Annotated in this window: 13 protein-coding genes; 5 read left to right on the top strand and 8 right to left on the bottom strand. The window is 51.5% G+C overall.

The window, feature by feature from the left end:
* Window positions 1–8: 8 nt before the first annotated feature.
* On the bottom strand, window positions 9–902 hold the full coding sequence (locus tag HBA93_RS05100; RefSeq protein WP_221722543.1) for an RNA methyltransferase: 894 nt from the start codon (window positions 900–902) through the stop codon (window positions 9–11).
* Between the two features lie 340 nt (window positions 903–1242).
* Here HBA93_RS05100 and HBA93_RS05095 point away from each other — a divergent pair, with 340 nt between their 5' ends.
* Both HBA93_RS05095 and HBA93_RS05090 read left to right on the top strand, forming a co-directional pair.
* Entirely contained in the window at window positions 1243–2457 is a 1215-nt protein-coding gene (locus tag HBA93_RS05095) for an NADP-dependent isocitrate dehydrogenase (RefSeq protein ID WP_022712327.1), read from the top strand.
* Window positions 2458–2602: 145 nt separating this feature from the next.
* A complete protein-coding gene (locus tag HBA93_RS05090) occupies window positions 2603–3802 on the top strand; it encodes a YbfB/YjiJ family MFS transporter (protein WP_221722542.1) in 1200 nt (399 codons plus the stop codon).
* Here HBA93_RS05090 and HBA93_RS05085 read toward each other — a convergent pair.
* The 5 genes from HBA93_RS05085 to HBA93_RS05065 all read right to left on the bottom strand — a co-directional run bounded on the left by HBA93_RS05085 (window position 3786) and on the right by HBA93_RS05065 (window position 7243).
* Window positions 3786–4787: a GlxA family transcriptional regulator gene (locus tag HBA93_RS05085; RefSeq protein WP_221722541.1), complete on the bottom strand. Its 1002-nt coding sequence runs from the start codon at window positions 4785–4787 to the stop codon at window positions 3786–3788. The two genes, HBA93_RS05090 and HBA93_RS05085, sit on opposite strands and share 17 nt — an antisense overlap.
* A gap of 12 nt (window positions 4788–4799) precedes the next feature.
* Window positions 4800–5354 carry an isochorismatase family protein gene (locus HBA93_RS05080; protein WP_221722540.1) on the bottom strand — a complete coding sequence of 185 codons (555 nt, stop codon included), beginning with the start codon at window positions 5352–5354 and terminating at the stop codon, window positions 4800–4802.
* 114 nt (window positions 5355–5468) lie between these two features.
* Complete coding sequence (locus tag HBA93_RS05075; RefSeq protein ID WP_221722539.1) at window positions 5469–5939, bottom strand: GNAT family N-acetyltransferase; 471 nt, start codon at window positions 5937–5939, stop codon at window positions 5469–5471.
* Window positions 5940–6061: 122 nt separating this feature from the next.
* Window positions 6062–6562 carry a GNAT family N-acetyltransferase gene (locus HBA93_RS05070; protein WP_221722538.1) on the bottom strand — a complete coding sequence of 167 codons (501 nt, stop codon included), beginning with the start codon at window positions 6560–6562 and terminating at the stop codon, window positions 6062–6064.
* A gap of 63 nt (window positions 6563–6625) precedes the next feature.
* Complete coding sequence (locus tag HBA93_RS05065) at window positions 6626–7243, bottom strand: invasion associated locus B family protein (protein WP_075655347.1); 618 nt, start codon at window positions 7241–7243, stop codon at window positions 6626–6628.
* A 578-nt stretch (window positions 7244–7821) separates the two neighbouring features.
* Here HBA93_RS05065 and HBA93_RS05060 point away from each other — a divergent pair.
* From HBA93_RS05060 to HBA93_RS05050, 3 genes are all read left to right on the top strand, one after another.
* On the top strand, window positions 7822–9684 hold the full coding sequence (locus HBA93_RS05060; RefSeq protein WP_221722645.1) for an extracellular solute-binding protein: 1863 nt from the start codon (window positions 7822–7824) through the stop codon (window positions 9682–9684).
* A 14-nt stretch (window positions 9685–9698) separates the two neighbouring features.
* Complete coding sequence (locus HBA93_RS05055; RefSeq protein WP_122092176.1) at window positions 9699–10373, top strand: DsbA family oxidoreductase; 675 nt, start codon at window positions 9699–9701, stop codon at window positions 10371–10373.
* 95 nt (window positions 10374–10468) lie between these two features.
* Window positions 10469–11278: a class I SAM-dependent methyltransferase gene (locus HBA93_RS05050; protein WP_221722537.1), complete on the top strand. Its 810-nt coding sequence runs from the start codon at window positions 10469–10471 to the stop codon at window positions 11276–11278.
* 2 nt (window positions 11279–11280) lie between these two features.
* On the opposite strand, the gene HBA93_RS05045 is transcribed toward HBA93_RS05050, so the two are convergent.
* Window positions 11281–12093, bottom strand: a complete 813-nt coding sequence (locus HBA93_RS05045; protein ID WP_221722536.1) for an alpha/beta fold hydrolase — start codon at window positions 12091–12093, stop codon at window positions 11281–11283.
* Between the two features lie 18 nt (window positions 12094–12111).
* Complete coding sequence (mfd, locus tag HBA93_RS05040; protein WP_221722535.1) at window positions 12112–15609, bottom strand: transcription-repair coupling factor; 3498 nt, start codon at window positions 15607–15609, stop codon at window positions 12112–12114.
* Window positions 15610–15649: the final 40 nt, after the last annotated feature.

Genomic DNA, 15649 nt, shown 5'->3' with positions numbered 1-15649 from the left:
AACCTGCCTCAGGACTTTTCGTCCGGTTTATCCTGCTCAGTATTCTGTGTCTCGTCTTTATAAACTCTGGCACGTCCTTCAGGCGCGGCATCATTGGGTATTCTGGCGCGGCCTTCAGGCGCGCCGGAGCCGCGCGGGCTCTTCGGTGAGAAATAATCCAGTGAGGTCAGCACGCCGCGCAGCAAGCGGATTTCAGCTTCCGCAAATGCCGGACGGGTCAGTACTGCCCGCAAATTATTCACCATGATCTCCTTACGCGCTTCAGGGCGGAAATAACCGCGCGTATCTAGAGCTTCCTCCAAATGATTAAAGAAACCGTGTAGATATTCTTTATTGGCCGGTTGCAGTTCAGGCCCGCGGAAAACCGTGTCCGTTTCATTTTCCAGACCGGATTTCATCCATTCATAGGACATCAGCAGCACAGCCTGCGCTATATTGAGCGAGGCAAATGCCGGATTGACCGGAAAAGTCACCAGTTCATCAGCCAGACCGACTTCATCATTTTTCAGGCCGACGCGTTCACGGCCGAACATGATGCCGGTTTTCTCACCGTTACGGAATTTCTGACGCAAGATTTTACCTGCCTCCACAGGGCCGCGCACCTGTTTGAAACCGTCACGCTCGCGGGCGGTCGTGGCATAAACAAAATTCAGATCAGCCAGTGCTGACGGCAGATCATCATAGAGCACAGCACTATCGATAATATGGTCAGCCTTGCTGGCGGCAGAGCGTGCTTTGTCATTCGGAAAGGCTTCACGCGGATTGACCAGACGCAATTCGCCAAGGCCGAAATTCGCCATAGCGCGTGCCACCATACCGATATTTTCCGGCAATTGCGGCTCCACAAGAATGATTGCTGGACCTTCTGAAATCATCGGGCGCTGTTTGTCTGTACCGGCCATAATCTTCTCAAAACTCAAATTTCGCGCGCAAAACGAGACATTCCGTATGCGCTTTTCGCGCTTTTCTTAAACGGAAGAGTGGTGAAATTCAAATCATGCATAACAATTAAACAGGTATCAGCTTAAAAAACTGAATCGCCAGCAACCTGTACCGGCTCTCTCATGCAGCGAAGCGAAGCATATCTCACACCATCGTGAACAAATAAATTGCCCTCTGACAGTATAAAAACCCGTTATCTCCGGCGTTTTTTATTATTCCTGTTCTCAAGGCGTCGTTAGCACTTTGCCTCTCGCTTAAGCAGTGCTATGAGAGGCGCAACTTCATGAAGGAGAGGTTTTAATGGCAAAGATCAAAGTTGCAAATCCCGTTGTTGAGCTTGACGGCGATGAGATGACCCGCATCATCTGGCAGTTTATCAAAGACAAACTCATCCATCCGTATCTCGACATCGATCTGAAATATTATGATCTGTCGGTAGAACACCGCGATGCAACCAATGATCAGGTTACCATCGACGCAGCAAATGCTATCAAAGAGCACGGCGTTGGTGTGAAATGCGCCACCATCACCCCTGATGAAGCCCGCGTTGAAGAATTCAAGCTTAAGAAAATGTGGAAGTCGCCAAACGGCACCATCCGCAACATTCTCGGCGGCGTAATTTTCCGCGAACCAATCATCTGCAAAAACGTACCGCGTCTGGTGCCGGGCTGGACTCAGCCGATCATCGTTGGCCGTCATGCTTTCGGTGACCAGTACCGCGCGACTGATTTCAAATTCCCGGGCAAAGGCAAGCTGTCGATCAAATTCGTTGGCGAAGACGGCGAAACCATTGAACACGAAGTCTATGATGCACCATCCGCCGGTGTAGCAATGGCTATGTACAATATCGACGAATCCATCCGCGAATTCGCCCGTGCATCGCTGAACTACGGCCTGCAGCGCGGCTATCCGGTTTATCTGTCGACCAAAAACACCATTCTCAAAGCCTATGACGGCCGCTTCAAAGATATCTTTGAAGAAGTTTATCAGGCTGAATTTGCTGAGAAGTTCAAAGAAGCCAAGATCTGGTACGAACACCGCCTGATCGACGACATGGTTGCTTCGGCTCTGAAATGGTCCGGCGGTTATGTCTGGGCTTGTAAGAACTATGACGGTGACGTGCAGTCCGACATCGTGGCACAGGGCTTCGGCTCGCTCGGCCTGATGACCTCGGTTCTGATGACACCGGATGGCAAGACCGTTGAAGCAGAAGCTGCTCACGGTACTGTAACCCGTCACTATCGCCAGCATCAGAAGGGTGAGGAAACCTCAACCAACTCGATCGCTTCGATTTTCGCATGGACCCGTGGTCTCGCGCACCGCGCCAAGCTCGACGACAATGCTGAGCTGAAGCGCTTTGCCGATACACTGGAAAAAGTCTGCGTAGATACAGTTGAATCCGGCTACATGACCAAAGATCTGGCTCTGCTGATCGGTCCCGATCAGCCTTGGCTGTCGACAACAGGCTTCCTCGACAAGATCGACGAAAACCTGCAGAAAGCAATGGCTGCTTAATCAGTCATGATTTGTAAAAGCCCCGCCTGAATAATCAGGCGGGGCTTTTTCTATTTGAACACGCTCTCTCATGCGGATTAATCATCACCGCTACGATGTGAATCCGCTATAAGTTATACTGTAAAACAATATCGGAATACCTGTAATGACAACCCAAAACCCGTTCGGAAAAAGTGAAAATGCCTTAGCCGTTGTGCTGGCCTTAGCAATGGTTCCGGCACTGGGATTAGGGTTTGCGCGTTTTGCCTATGCGCTTGTGCTGCCGGATATGCGTGCCGATCTGCACTGGTCCTATGCGGATGCAGGCTGGATGAATACCAGCAACGGGATCGGTTATCTGTTCGGCGCTTTGCTCGCATCGCGTCTGCTGCGCTATATCAGTGCCTATAAAATGATGATCATCAATATCTGGCTGGTTGTCGCTTCACTGGCACTCTGCGCGGTCTTCCGCGATGTGCTTATTCTCAACCTGCTGCGATTTATTGCCGGACTCAGTGCAGGTTTGGCTTTTGTGGCCGGTGGCCTGCTGACAACCGGTCTTGCACAACGCCATCCGGAGCGCAGTTCGGTTATTCTCGGTATTTTCTATGCAGGGCCTGGCATCGGTATTTTCCTGTCCGGTCTCGTCATTCCTTATCTGATTGCCTGTTTGGGTGCAGGCTCATGGCCTTATGCATGGGCCTTGCTGGCACTGATCGCCGCCCCTCTGGCACTGTTGCTGATCGGCGCGCGCGGACAAAATGTAACGCTCTACAAGCCGGATCAGAAAAGCAAACCTTACCGTGTTGACTACAAAGCCATGAGCGGCATTTTAGCCGGATATCTCTTTGTCGGTGCCGGTTATATTGCCTATATGACCTTTATGATCGCATGGGTGCAGAATTCCGGCGGCGGCGCCATGCTGCAATCGGCCTTCTGGTTTGTGATCGGGCTTGGCGCAATTTCCTCACCATGGGTTTGCGCAGGCATTCAGAAAAAAGTGCTGCATGGTTATGGTTTCGCCCTGCTCTCGCTGATTACACTGATTGCATCACTGCTGCCGATTTTCTCATCCAGCACGTCTCTGCTGATGATTTCTGCTGCCGGTTTCGGTTGTGCCTTTTTCGCAGTTGTTGCCTCAACCACAGTCTATGTGCGCCGCAATCTGCCGCCGGAAGGCTGGGCAGCAGCAATCGGCATGATGACCGTTATGTTCTCTGTCGGGCAGATTGTCGGCCCTGTGCTGATCGGCTTTATCAATGACCTGACACATAGCCTCTCAAGTGGCCTGTGGGCTTCAGCCGGATTGTTATTGCTGGCAGTGATTTGCGGTATTGCACAACGTGATCTTATACCTGTCCGGTAATCCGGCGATAATGGCTCGGCGGCACCGCATTATATTTCGACCAGACACGGCGCAGATGGCGGGCTGAGGTAAAACCGGTTTTCTCCGCGATATTTTCCATATCCAGCGGTGAATTGGTCAGAATATCTTTGGCCAGTGTTACGCGGATCAGATTGACATATTCCGTCACCGTCAGTCCCGTATGCTCCTGAAACAGACGCGACAGATTGCGAACACTCATAAAACCGGTATCGGCCAGTTCTGCCAGAGACCAGCATTGCGCCGGATCAGCAATAATCGCATCCTGAATACGATGAATTGCCGGATGAATATGATTACGCCCACTCAGCCACGGTGAAAATTGCGGCTCACCGCCGGTACGCCGGATATAGACAACCATATAGCGGGCAATGCTCAGCACCACGACCGGTGATGTCAGCTTTGCCACCAGATGTAACATAAGGTCAGTTCCCGTGGAGATACCTGCACTCGAAAAGCGCGTACCGTCTTCCACATAGAGCCGGTTATCCAGTACACGCGCCGCCGGAGCAATTTCACGCAACTCATCGACAGACAATGCATGGGTCGTGCAGGCATAACCATCGAACAAACCGGCACGCGCAGCAATCAGGGCACCGGAGCAGATCGTCACCAGGTACATTGTTGGCCGGAAAACCGCTTTCAACCATGATGCCAATTGCCGGTATTCCGGCTCGGGATCGGTTGCTTCTGCCGGTGCTGTTATGGTGCCGCAGACAAGAATATAGGCATCATCCGGCAGCTGTGCAGGTAATGGTTCAAGCCCTGCAACAGCCAACCCGATTGAACTCACCTGCTCCGCTTGCGTTGAGACAAAATGATAATCGAACAAAATGTCCTGCTGCTCGGCATTAGCACGGCGCAACACTTCCACCGGCCCCGCCACATCCAGCAGCAAGATATGCGGCGGCACAACAACATAGACAGGTATGACCTTAGGAGCCGTTGCGCCACTTTGCTTATTCACAACCAAATTTCCTTATACTGAGGCAACCTGAAGTGCTTCTTCAACCGTAGCAATGCGCGCAAAACGTCCAGCCAGAACCAGTTCCGTACGCATTTTGATATCCTCAACGGAGAAGACCTGTCCTGAAGGATGCTGCATCGGAAAAGTCAGAGTGGCTTCCGTTACATAATCAACCTGATAGCCCAGATCAGACGCATGACGCGTTGTCGTTTCACAACATTGTTCGGTTCTGATGCCACAGATAATCAGCTTGCGGATACCGCGCTCCGTCAGCCAGATATTCAGACCGCTTTCCACAAGAGCAGAGTGACGCTTCTTGTAAAACTGCACGGTTGGCTCGATCTCCAGACCTTCCAATGTGCGCACAAAACCACTTTCCAGCTGAAACACATCATCATTATCCGTGTGTAAAATCTGCACGACAGGAATATTACGTTTAGCAGCGCCGTCGATCAGCGCCTGTACATTCCGGATAAAAGGACGAGCAATACCATCCTGCCACACGGCGCGCTGGCGAAAAGATTCCTGAACATCAATAACGATCATAGCAGTATCATTGGCGGACATTTTAGGTAACTCCTGTAAAGTTGTATAACAGAAATTACCGCGCTAAAACATAATGAAAAAGCCAATATCAGGACAATGACAGGACATATCTGGCCATAATAAATGTAAAAAATCTCACGCAGGAATGTGATAAATAATCAGCGTGAACTTGGGATATTCTTCTACTCCAACAGCTTTACCGCCAAGACTTTCTACAAGCTTGCGGCTGGCAACATTCTGTTCGGCAACCTGATAGCTGAAATAATCCGGCTGAAAATGTTGCCCCACCCAATGCATAATCCCCTTCAGGGCCTCTGAGGCATAACCTTGTCTTTGGTGCTCCTCACATACCCATAAAGCAAGACGCGGAACCGGCGTGGTGAAATTATGCGCACTAAACAGCCCCGCCAAAGAGCCATTCTTCCTCACTCTTCCGACAAAAACATAGGAATTACCTTCTTCTTGTATTGCCGGCCAATTCTTCCAGATGTTTTTAAAATCTTCAGCGCTTTTCGGCGGATTCCACAGCATATAACGTGCTAAATTCGCCGTCATACATGGCCAGATTTCATCCGCATCTTCTGCCCTGAACGGACGCAGGATCATACGCGTTGTTTCAATTTCTGGTATCATCGGGCTTCCTTTTAAAGAAAACCCGATGATATGACTTCAGCATTACGCGGCAATTCCAAGAAATTACACGTTACCAGCTATACTCCGCGTATGTTTCAGGCCGGAATATGATAGGTCACAGACATATATTTCGGCTTCGGCTCGGAAGTGACAAGCTGCCCGCCGAGTGCTTTGGCAATCTTACGGCTTGCCCGATTTTCTTCGGCCACCGGATAAACAAAATAATCTGCCTGTAACGCTTCCTTTGCCCAACCGAACACAGCAGTGACAGCCTCCTTACCGAAGCCCTGCCCGTGCACGTCCTCACACATCCAAACGCCAAATTCGGGTGTGCTCGTTGTTGCCCGATGCACACCGACAATACCGATATAACGCCCGCTTTGGATATCTCTGGCAACGAAATGATAATCCGTCCCCTGCAGGAAACGCTCTTCCCAAAAAGGTTTGTTCTCCAGAAACTCCTCATAGGATGCAGGTGGTTCCCACGCCATAAAACGGGTGAGCGTCGGTGTGATATGGCTGTACATTTCAGCAGCGTCCTGCGGTGTATATATCCGTAGTTTCAGGCGTTGCGTTGTCAGTTCAGGTCTTATCATTTTTCCTCCAATAAAAAAGGGCGCCAGAGGCGCCCTTTAAAATCTGTTTCCGGATGTTCCAGATCAGTTACCGGCTTTCGCCTTTTCCTGTTCTGCCTTCATCTTGGCTTCAAATTCTTTCTGGCGCTTCTGAACTGCGTCCTGAAGTTCTTTCTGGCGCTGTTCAAGTTCGTTCTGCTGCAGACCCTTGCCATTCAGTGCATCGGAGAAACCGGTGAGCTGAACAGTGATCGGATTTGGCTTATTCTGGAAGTTTACGGATGTAAGGGTCAGCTTACCGCCTTTTTTCAGCGCATTGACCATTTCATCTGTCAGCGGAGCTTCTGCAATGCAGCGATCCGGGAAGCAGATGCCGTATTCAACTTTGGTGGTTTTGTTCGCATCAATCTGCATACCGATACCGGCAGGGATCAGACGACCGGTCGGAACGGAAACCTGAAAAATCTTACGATTAATCTTGCCTTTGATTTCGATCAGGTTGATCGCGGTCAGCAGCTGACCGGAATCTGCAGTCACAATATTCTGTGTATTGCAAATATCATTATCTTCCTGCTTCGAGCAGACCTTGAACCATCCCTGCGGCGGCAACTGTTGAGCTGTGGCCGGAAGGGTCGCGGTTGCAAGCAGGGCAACGGCGCCGGCAATTGCCGATGCGGCAGCGAATGTCTTCGTGCTGGTCATGATCAACAGGTTCCTTTCAACACTCTGATCTGAATTCTGGCTATGCTGTTTCAGAGAAATAAACAGCCTGTATTTTTTACGGGAATTATCATCGAGACTGGCAAGACAACGTTTTCCCCCTGCGGATCAGCAAGTGAACCGAATTTTCGCAACCATGACTGCGGATAAAATACGGCAACAGCGTGACCCTGCGTTATTTGCGGTGTTACACTGACTGCAACGTATTATCCAGTGCCGTTTTATTAACCATAGTTTTTTAACGTCGATTTGCGCTATAAAAACAACGCATTTCCCGCCTGACTTATCATAAAACGAAAACCGGCCGGTCAATATTTCATATTATAATTCTGTAGCTTGCTGCATATTCCCGCTAAAAAAGCGGTTTATACAGTGCATCTGATACGAATCAAATATGGTACCGAACCGGCATAATCCTCAAACATTCTCAAAATTAATCAAAAACACGCAAAATTCTGACAAATCAGAGCATTCTTAAAATTTTACCGGATAGTGATTGACCAATGACACAGCCGTTCCTGCCCTTCCCGCACATCATCAACAGGCGTCATCTGCTTGCAATGCTGGGAACCTCTGTTCTGGCAACTGCATTTGGCACTACCGGCCTGCCCTTTACCCAAAGCACAGCACAAGCCCAAACCGCATCTGCCGGACAAGACAGCGTGCCATCCTACGCATTGTCCATGCATAGTGACATTGCGCTGCCAGCCGACTTCAAACACTTCCCTTATACCAATCCGGCAGCACCTAAAGGCGGAAATATCACCTATGGTGTCGTCGGTACATTCGACAGTCTGAACCCGTTTGTTTTGCAGAGCATGCGCACCACAGCGCGCGGTATGTTCATTGACGGGGATTTCGGCAATCTGGTGTTTGAGCCGCTGATGCAGCGCTCAACTGATGAGCCTTTTACGCTCTATGGCTTACTGGCCGAAAGCGTTGAGATTGATGATGCACGCAGTTTCATTGAATTTACGCTGAACCCGAAAGCCCGATGGTCAGACGGCAAACCGGTGACACCGGAAGACGTGCTTTTCACCTATGAAATACTGACGGAAAAAGGCCGTCCGCCGTTTAATGCCCGTATGAAGCAGATCGACAAAATCGAGAAAACAGGCGAGCACGGCATTCGTATTACCTTCAACGATAAGGCGAACCGTGAATTTCCGTTGCTCCTGGCAAGTACTATGCCGGTGCTGCCGAAACATGCAGTTGATCCAGAGACTTTCGGCAAGGCCTCGCTGAAGCCTCCGGTCGCAAGCGGCCCTTATCTTATTAAAGATGTAAAACCGGGTGAACGTATTACCTATCAGCGCAATGCGGATTACTGGGCAAAAGATCTGCCAAGCCGCACCGGTTTCAACAATTTTGAAACCATCACCATCGAATATTTCCGTAATGAAACCTCCTATTTCGAGGCTTTCAAGAAGGGGATTATCGATGTTTATGTTGACGGCTCACCTAATCACTGGAGCAAAGCCTATGACTTTCCTGCGGTAAAGCAAGGAAAAGTCATTAAGGACACTTTCGTCAAAGGTACGCCGGCCAATATGCTCGGCTTTGTCTTCAATACGCGACGCGAAAAATTTGCTGATGTTAAAGTGCGCCGCGCGCTCTCCGAACTCTTTGACTTTGAATGGGCAAACCGCTCACTGTTTTCCGGTCAATATGATCGTATGGCGAGTTTCTGGCAGGGTTCGGAATTATCGTCTGTCGGCCGTCCGGCGAGCGACGGTGAAAAGCAGTTACTCGCCCCCTATCAGGATAGAATACTGCCGGAAACGATGGACGGCACATGGCGCCCGACCACAACCGACGGCAGCGGTCATGATCGTGAGCCTGCTAAAAAAGCCTATGATTTGCTGGAACAGGCAGGTTTTACGTTTAACAACGGTGTGGCTACCACGCCGGAAGGCACCCGTCTGAGCTTTGAAATCATGACCCGCTCAGTTGATGAGGAAAAGCTGGCACTGGCCTATAAGCGCAATCTGGCACGTTTGGGTATTGTTGCGGAAATCCGTAGTGCCGATGATGCGCAATATCAGCAGCGCTTGCAGAATTTCGATTATGATATGATTATCGGTGCGCTGACGGCCTCGCTTTCTCCCGGCAATGAACAATGGATGCGCTGGGGCTCCGGCTCACGTGATGCATCCGGCAGTTTCAACTATCCGGGTGCACAGGATCCGGCTATTGATGCGATGATTGAAGCTATGCTCGCCGCCAAAGACCGCTCTGCTTTTACCGATGCAGTGCGCGCCTTTGACCGGTTGCTGATCTCCGGCAGCTATTATCTGCCGCTTTATTATTTGCCGAAACAGCAGGTTGCACGGTGGGAGCGGATCAAAATTCCACAAAAAAACTCGCTTTACGGCTATCAATTCCCTACATGGTGGACTGAAACCACCTCTGCCAACCAATGATGACTGGTAATTTCATGACAAACAAACAAATCACAATCGATGTTATTTCCGATGTCGTCTGCCCGTGGTGCTTTCTCGGCCGTCAGCGCCTGAAAGCCGCCCTTGAAATGCTGCCGGAACTGAATGTTGAAGTACGCTGGCGTCCGTTTCAGCTTGATCCGACGATTCCGGCTGAAGGCAAAGAGCGCAAACGCTATCTGGTTGAAAAACTCGGCTCCCAGAGCCGCGTGAATGAAGTGCATGACCAGCTGATCGCCATCGGCAAAGAAGAAGGCATCGAGTTCGACTTTGATGCGATTGAAGTGGCACCAAATACGCTGGATGCCCATCGCCTGATCCGCTGGGCGGGTGAAGTCAGCGCGGAAGTACAGGATCGCGTTGTCGGCGAATTATTCTCGCTCTATTTTGAACAAGGCGAAAATATCGGCAGCCATGAAATCCTCATCGAAGCCGCAGAAGATGCCGGTATGGAATATACCATTATCGAAACCCTGCTCGAAGGTGACACGGACAGCGATAATGTTCGTGCGGAAATTGCTGTAGCAGGCCAGATGGGCGTGACCGGTGTGCCGTGCTTCATTCTCGATCAGAAATATGCGGTTATGGGTGCACAGAGCGCCGAGGCCATGGCTGATGCTATCCGTCAGATTGCGGAAGGTTATGAGCCGGGTCTGAGCGAAGATCGCTGATCTTTAAACCACTGCAACAATACTATTCTAAGGCTCTTTGGCACACGCCGGAGAGCCTTTTTCGTCTTTATAAGTAAAACCGAGGAGCATTTCCCATGACAGAAAAAATAGACAATGATGTGCTGAAACGCTCAGTGTCTGACCATTGGGAAGCCAATGCCGAGACATGGACGAAACATGTCCGCGCCGGTTACGACATTTATCGTGACGCGCTGCATACACCGGCTTTTTTGGAAATGCTGCCGGACATCAAAGGCTTAAACGGATTGGATGTCGGTTGCGGTGAAGGTGCGAATACCCGCTCACTGGCTCGTGCCGGTGCCAATATGACCGGTATTGATATTGCTCTGACTTTTGTGCGCCATGCGACAGAATATGAACAAAAGGAACCGCTCGGTATCCGTTATCAAATCGCAGATGCCTTGCACCTGCCGTTCGATGATGCACAATTTGATTTTGCCAGCGCCTTTATGTCAATGATGGATATGCCGCAACAAGGTGATGTGCTGAAAGAAGTGTTCCGCATTCTGAAACCGCAAGGCTTCTTCCAGTTCACCATTCTGCATCCGTGCTTTGTGCCGCCGTTTCGTAAGAATATTCGTGATGAGAGTGGTAAAGCCGTTGCGGTACAAGTGGCAGATTATTTTGCCAATATCGACGGCAACGTGGAGACTTGGTGGTTCTCAAGCCTGCCTAAGGAAGAGCGTGAACAATCCAAACCATTCAATATTCCGCGTTTTCACCGGACATTGAGCGAATGGATCGGGATGATTACCGCTGCAGGTTTCATTCTCGAGGCCAGTGTTGAACCAATGGCCTCGGAAGAACTGGCCGCAAGAGAAGACGTTGTTGCCGATACGCGCGTCACGCCGATTGCATGGATTGTGCGCCTGCGCAAACCATAAGATTAGCCGCGCAGGAAGCGTTCCAATATGCGGTTAAACAACTGCGGCTTTTCCAGAAAAGCCGCATGGCCGACCTGTGGCAGCAGGAAAATCGTCTCTTCCCAGAGGTTCTTATAATTCAGCGATGCAATATGCGCATTATTGATGAAATGATCCTCGGCGCCATTGAGAATAGCCAGCGGTACAGGGCAATTTTCAGCCATATGCTGCTGGTCAGCGATATTATCAGCCAGAATATTCTCAAACATTGTCTGGCGTGTCAGTCCATCGGTTCTGCGCACGGCATTCACTACAAAATCCGGTGTCGGCTTATCAGGATGCACCACATGGCGCGCATAGGATTGTGCCTCCGCATCGTCCAGATCACGCTGGCCACCATATTTCAGCGCTTCACTTGGTACAAAAGCCCGACCGACCGCATCGGGGTCTTTAGAAAACGGCGGCGTACCGGTAATCATCAGACGGCTGACCGGTGCTTGCTGCGCAATCATTTCCAGTCCGATATGCCCGCCGAGCGACCAGCCAAACACCGCTACCGATGATACATCCAGCGCCTTCAGCACATCGGCTGCGGCCTGCGCATAGCCATGCAATGTATAGGTCTTTTGCGGATCCGCAGCATTGGCAGAGGCGCCATGTCCCGGCAAATCAAAAGCGATCAGCCGGAAATCATGTGCCAGAGAAGATTCAAACTGCTTGTGAAACACTTCCTTGCAAGCGGAATTGCCATGAATAAACAAAACCGGGGCGCCTTTACCGGCGCTTGTCATGACCTCAAGGCAACCATGTCTGGTTTCAACAAGCTGTTTTTGCATTCTATTCCCCTGTTTTGCTTATTCTCCGGCGATTTTTGCCAACTGCGTCATGATTACGGCTGAACCGGTCAGGCGTTTTTCCGCCGTCGGATAATCGCGGATAAACACAATGCTCTGATCCGGCCGGATCTTCGCCAGCGAGCCCTGTGCCGCAATCATCTGCACCAGACCTGCCGGATTCGGGAAGGTCTTCTCACGGAACTGGATAACAATGCCCTTCGGTCCTGCATCCAATTTCTCAACATTGGCCTTGCGGCACAGCGCCTTGATAAACACGATCTTGAGCAGGTGCTGCACTTCTTCCGGCAGCGGGCCAAAACGGTCGATCAGTTCGGCACCAAAACCGTCAATTTCCTGCGTTGTTTCCAGATCGGCCAGACGGCGATAAAGCCCCAGACGCAATTGCAAATCAGGCACATAAGTTTCCGGTATCATCACCGCCGTGCCAACCGCAATTTGTGGCGACCAATGGCTATCCACCACAGGGCCTTCGGATTTCAGCTCGGCAACCGCCTCTTCCAGCATCTGCTGATAAAGCTCGAAACCGACTTCTTTAATATGACCGGACTGCTCATCACCCAACAGGTTACCCGCACCGCGAATATCCATATCGTGGCTGGCAAGCTGGAAACCAGCGCCCAAAGTATCCAGCGATTGCAGCACTTTAAGGCGGCGTTCGGCTGTCTGCGTCAGCGTTTTGCCCGCAGGCAGCGTGAACAGCGCAAATGCACGTTGCTTGGAACGGCCAACGCGACCACGAAGCTGATAGAGCTGCGCAAGACCGAACATATCCGCACGATGCACAATCATGGTATTAGCGGTCGGAATATCCAGACCGGATTCCACAATGGTGGTGGAAAGCAGCACATCATATTGCCCGTCATAGAAGGCATTCATAATGTCTTCCAGCTCACCAGCAGGCATCTGCCCGAAAGCCACAGCGACTTTCAGTTCCGGCACATGCTGGTCGAGGAATTCTTTGATCTCGGCAAGGTCGGAAATACGCGGACAGACATAGAAGCTCTGACCGCCACGATAGCGCTCGCGCATCAGTGTTTCACGGATGACCAGCGCGTCAAAAGGTGAAATGAAGGTACGCACCGCCATACGGTCAACCGGTGGTGTCGTGATCAGCGACAATTCACGCACACCTGTAAGCGCCAGCTGCAAGGTGCGCGGGATCGGCGTTGCAGTGAGTGTCAGCACGTGAATATCGGATTTCAGGTCTTTCAGGCGTTCTTTATGCTTCACGCCGAAATGCTGTTCTTCATCGATAATCAGCAGGCCGAGATTTTTGAACTTGATCGAATTGCCGAGCAGCGCATGGGTGCCGACAACAATATCAACTGTGCCTTCTTCAACACCCTTCTTGGTCAGCGCCAGTTCTTTGGCACCGACAAGACGTGAGGCATGGGCAACATTGATCGGCAGACCATTAAAGCGCGTGGAGAAGGTTTTGAAATGCTGGCGTGACAGCAATGTGGTCGGCACCACAACCGCGACCTGATAACCGTTGAGTGCTGCTACAAAAGCCGCACGCAGCGCGACTTCGGTTTTACCAAAGCCGACATCACCGCAAACCAGACGATCCATCGGCTTGCCGTCACCAAGATCATCAAAGATCGCATCAATGGCGCGTTGCTGGTCTTCTGTTTCATCATAAGGGAAACGGGCAGCAAATTCGCCATAGACCCCTTCCGGCGGGGTTAGCACCGGCGCGCCACGCATAGCACGTTCCGCAGCAATACGGATCAGCTGTCCGGCCATTTCCAGCAGCTGTTTCTTGAGCTTGGCTTTACGTGCCTGCCATGCGCCGCCGCCGAGCTTATCCAGAACAGCGGATGAGCCTTCCGAGCCATAGCGCGACAACAGTTCGATATTTTCAACCGGCAGGAACAGACGGTCGTCACCGGCATAATGCAGCTCAAGGCAATCATGCGGCGCACCGGCAGCGGTGATTGTGCGCAAGCCGACAAACTTACCGATACCATGATCGACATGCACCACGATATCGCCTGCGGTCAGGCTACCGGCCTCGGAGATAAAATCCGCATCGCGTTTGCGTTTCTTGGTGCGTCGGATCAGGCGGTCACCGAGAATATCCTGCTCGGCCACCACAACCAGATCACCAGCATCAAAGCCGCTTTCTACCGCCAGCACAGTCGCAGTGATCTTATCGCGCGACAGGGCTTTGACTGTCCGCAGGTCTTTAACCGTCTCGATTTTTTCCAGACCATGTTCGTCCAGCACCTGCAACAGACGGTCAAGCGAACCTTCTGTCCAAGCGGCGATCATGATCTTTTTACCGCTTGCGCGAAGTTCAGCGATATATTTGGTTACGGCCTCGAACAGATTAACGTCTTTAGCGGCGCGTTCCTCAGCAAAGCTGCGGCCTTTATGGGCACCCGCATGAATAATATGCCGGCCACTGGCTTCCGGTGCTTCAAAAGGCGTGAGGTCATAGCGCTTGCCATTGGCCTCTGCCGCCTCTTCCACCTTGCGCAGCGACATATAGAGCTGGCTCGGTGCTACCGGCTTATAAGGAATAGCATCTGCTGCTTCTTTGCCTTCTGCTTGCTTCTGGCGGGCATCATAATGGTCAAGCACCAGCTTGTGGCGCTCGGCAATGGCTTCCGGCACCAGATGATCGAATACAACAGGCATCGGCCCTGTATGATCAAACAGCGTTTCCATCTCGTCATAAAACAGCGGTAGCCAGTGCTCCATACCCGCAAAGCGGCGTCCTTCCGAGATTGCCGCATAAAGCGCATCATCGCGTGACGGCGCACCAAAGGCAGCGATATAGTTCTTACGGAAGCGGCTGATCATATCCGGTGAGAGCGTAATCTCGCTCATCGGCTGGAGAGTGAACTCCTTGCGTGTCTCGGTCGTACGCTGCGAGGCCGGATCAAACGCGCGGATGCTCTCCAGCGTATCGCCGAAGAAATCCAGTCGCAGCGGTTCTTCTGCTCCCGGCACGAACAGATCAAGAATACCCCCACGTACAGCAAATTCACCGACATCACGCACAGTCGGCACGCGCTCAAAGCCGTTGCGCTCAAGGCGCTGGGTCAGTTCATCCATATTCACGCGGTTGCCCGGACGTGCGGAGAAACTCTGTTCAGCCAGCACAGCGCGCGGCGGCAGCTTCTGCAACACCGCATTGGCTGTGGCAATAATCAGCGCCGGATGTTTCTGCTCCCGCAGGGCACTCAGCTGGCTCAGCGCATTCAGACGTCTGGCAGAGACTGTTGCACCGGGAGAAACACGGTCATAGGGCAGACAGTCCCACGCCGGAATATGCAATACCGGCAGTTCCGGCATGATAAAGCCGATCACCTGCTCAATATCGGCCACGCGCTGCCCGTCGCGGGCAATGAACAAGACAGGCCCCTTATCACCCGCCTCCTCCAAAATCTTGGCCAGCACAAAGGCTTCATAACCATCGGCGACACCATCAATCAGTACATGATTGACGAGAACCGGTTTCAGACCAAGTTTGGAAAATACGGGCATAGGATGTCTCTGCTATATTACTCGAGCTTCTGATTGAGAA

Source organism: Ochrobactrum sp. SFR4 (assembly GCF_019730395.1).
Taxonomy (GTDB): domain Bacteria; phylum Pseudomonadota; class Alphaproteobacteria; order Rhizobiales; family Rhizobiaceae; genus Pseudochrobactrum.
This window is presented reverse-complemented; position numbering and strand designations above follow the sequence as displayed.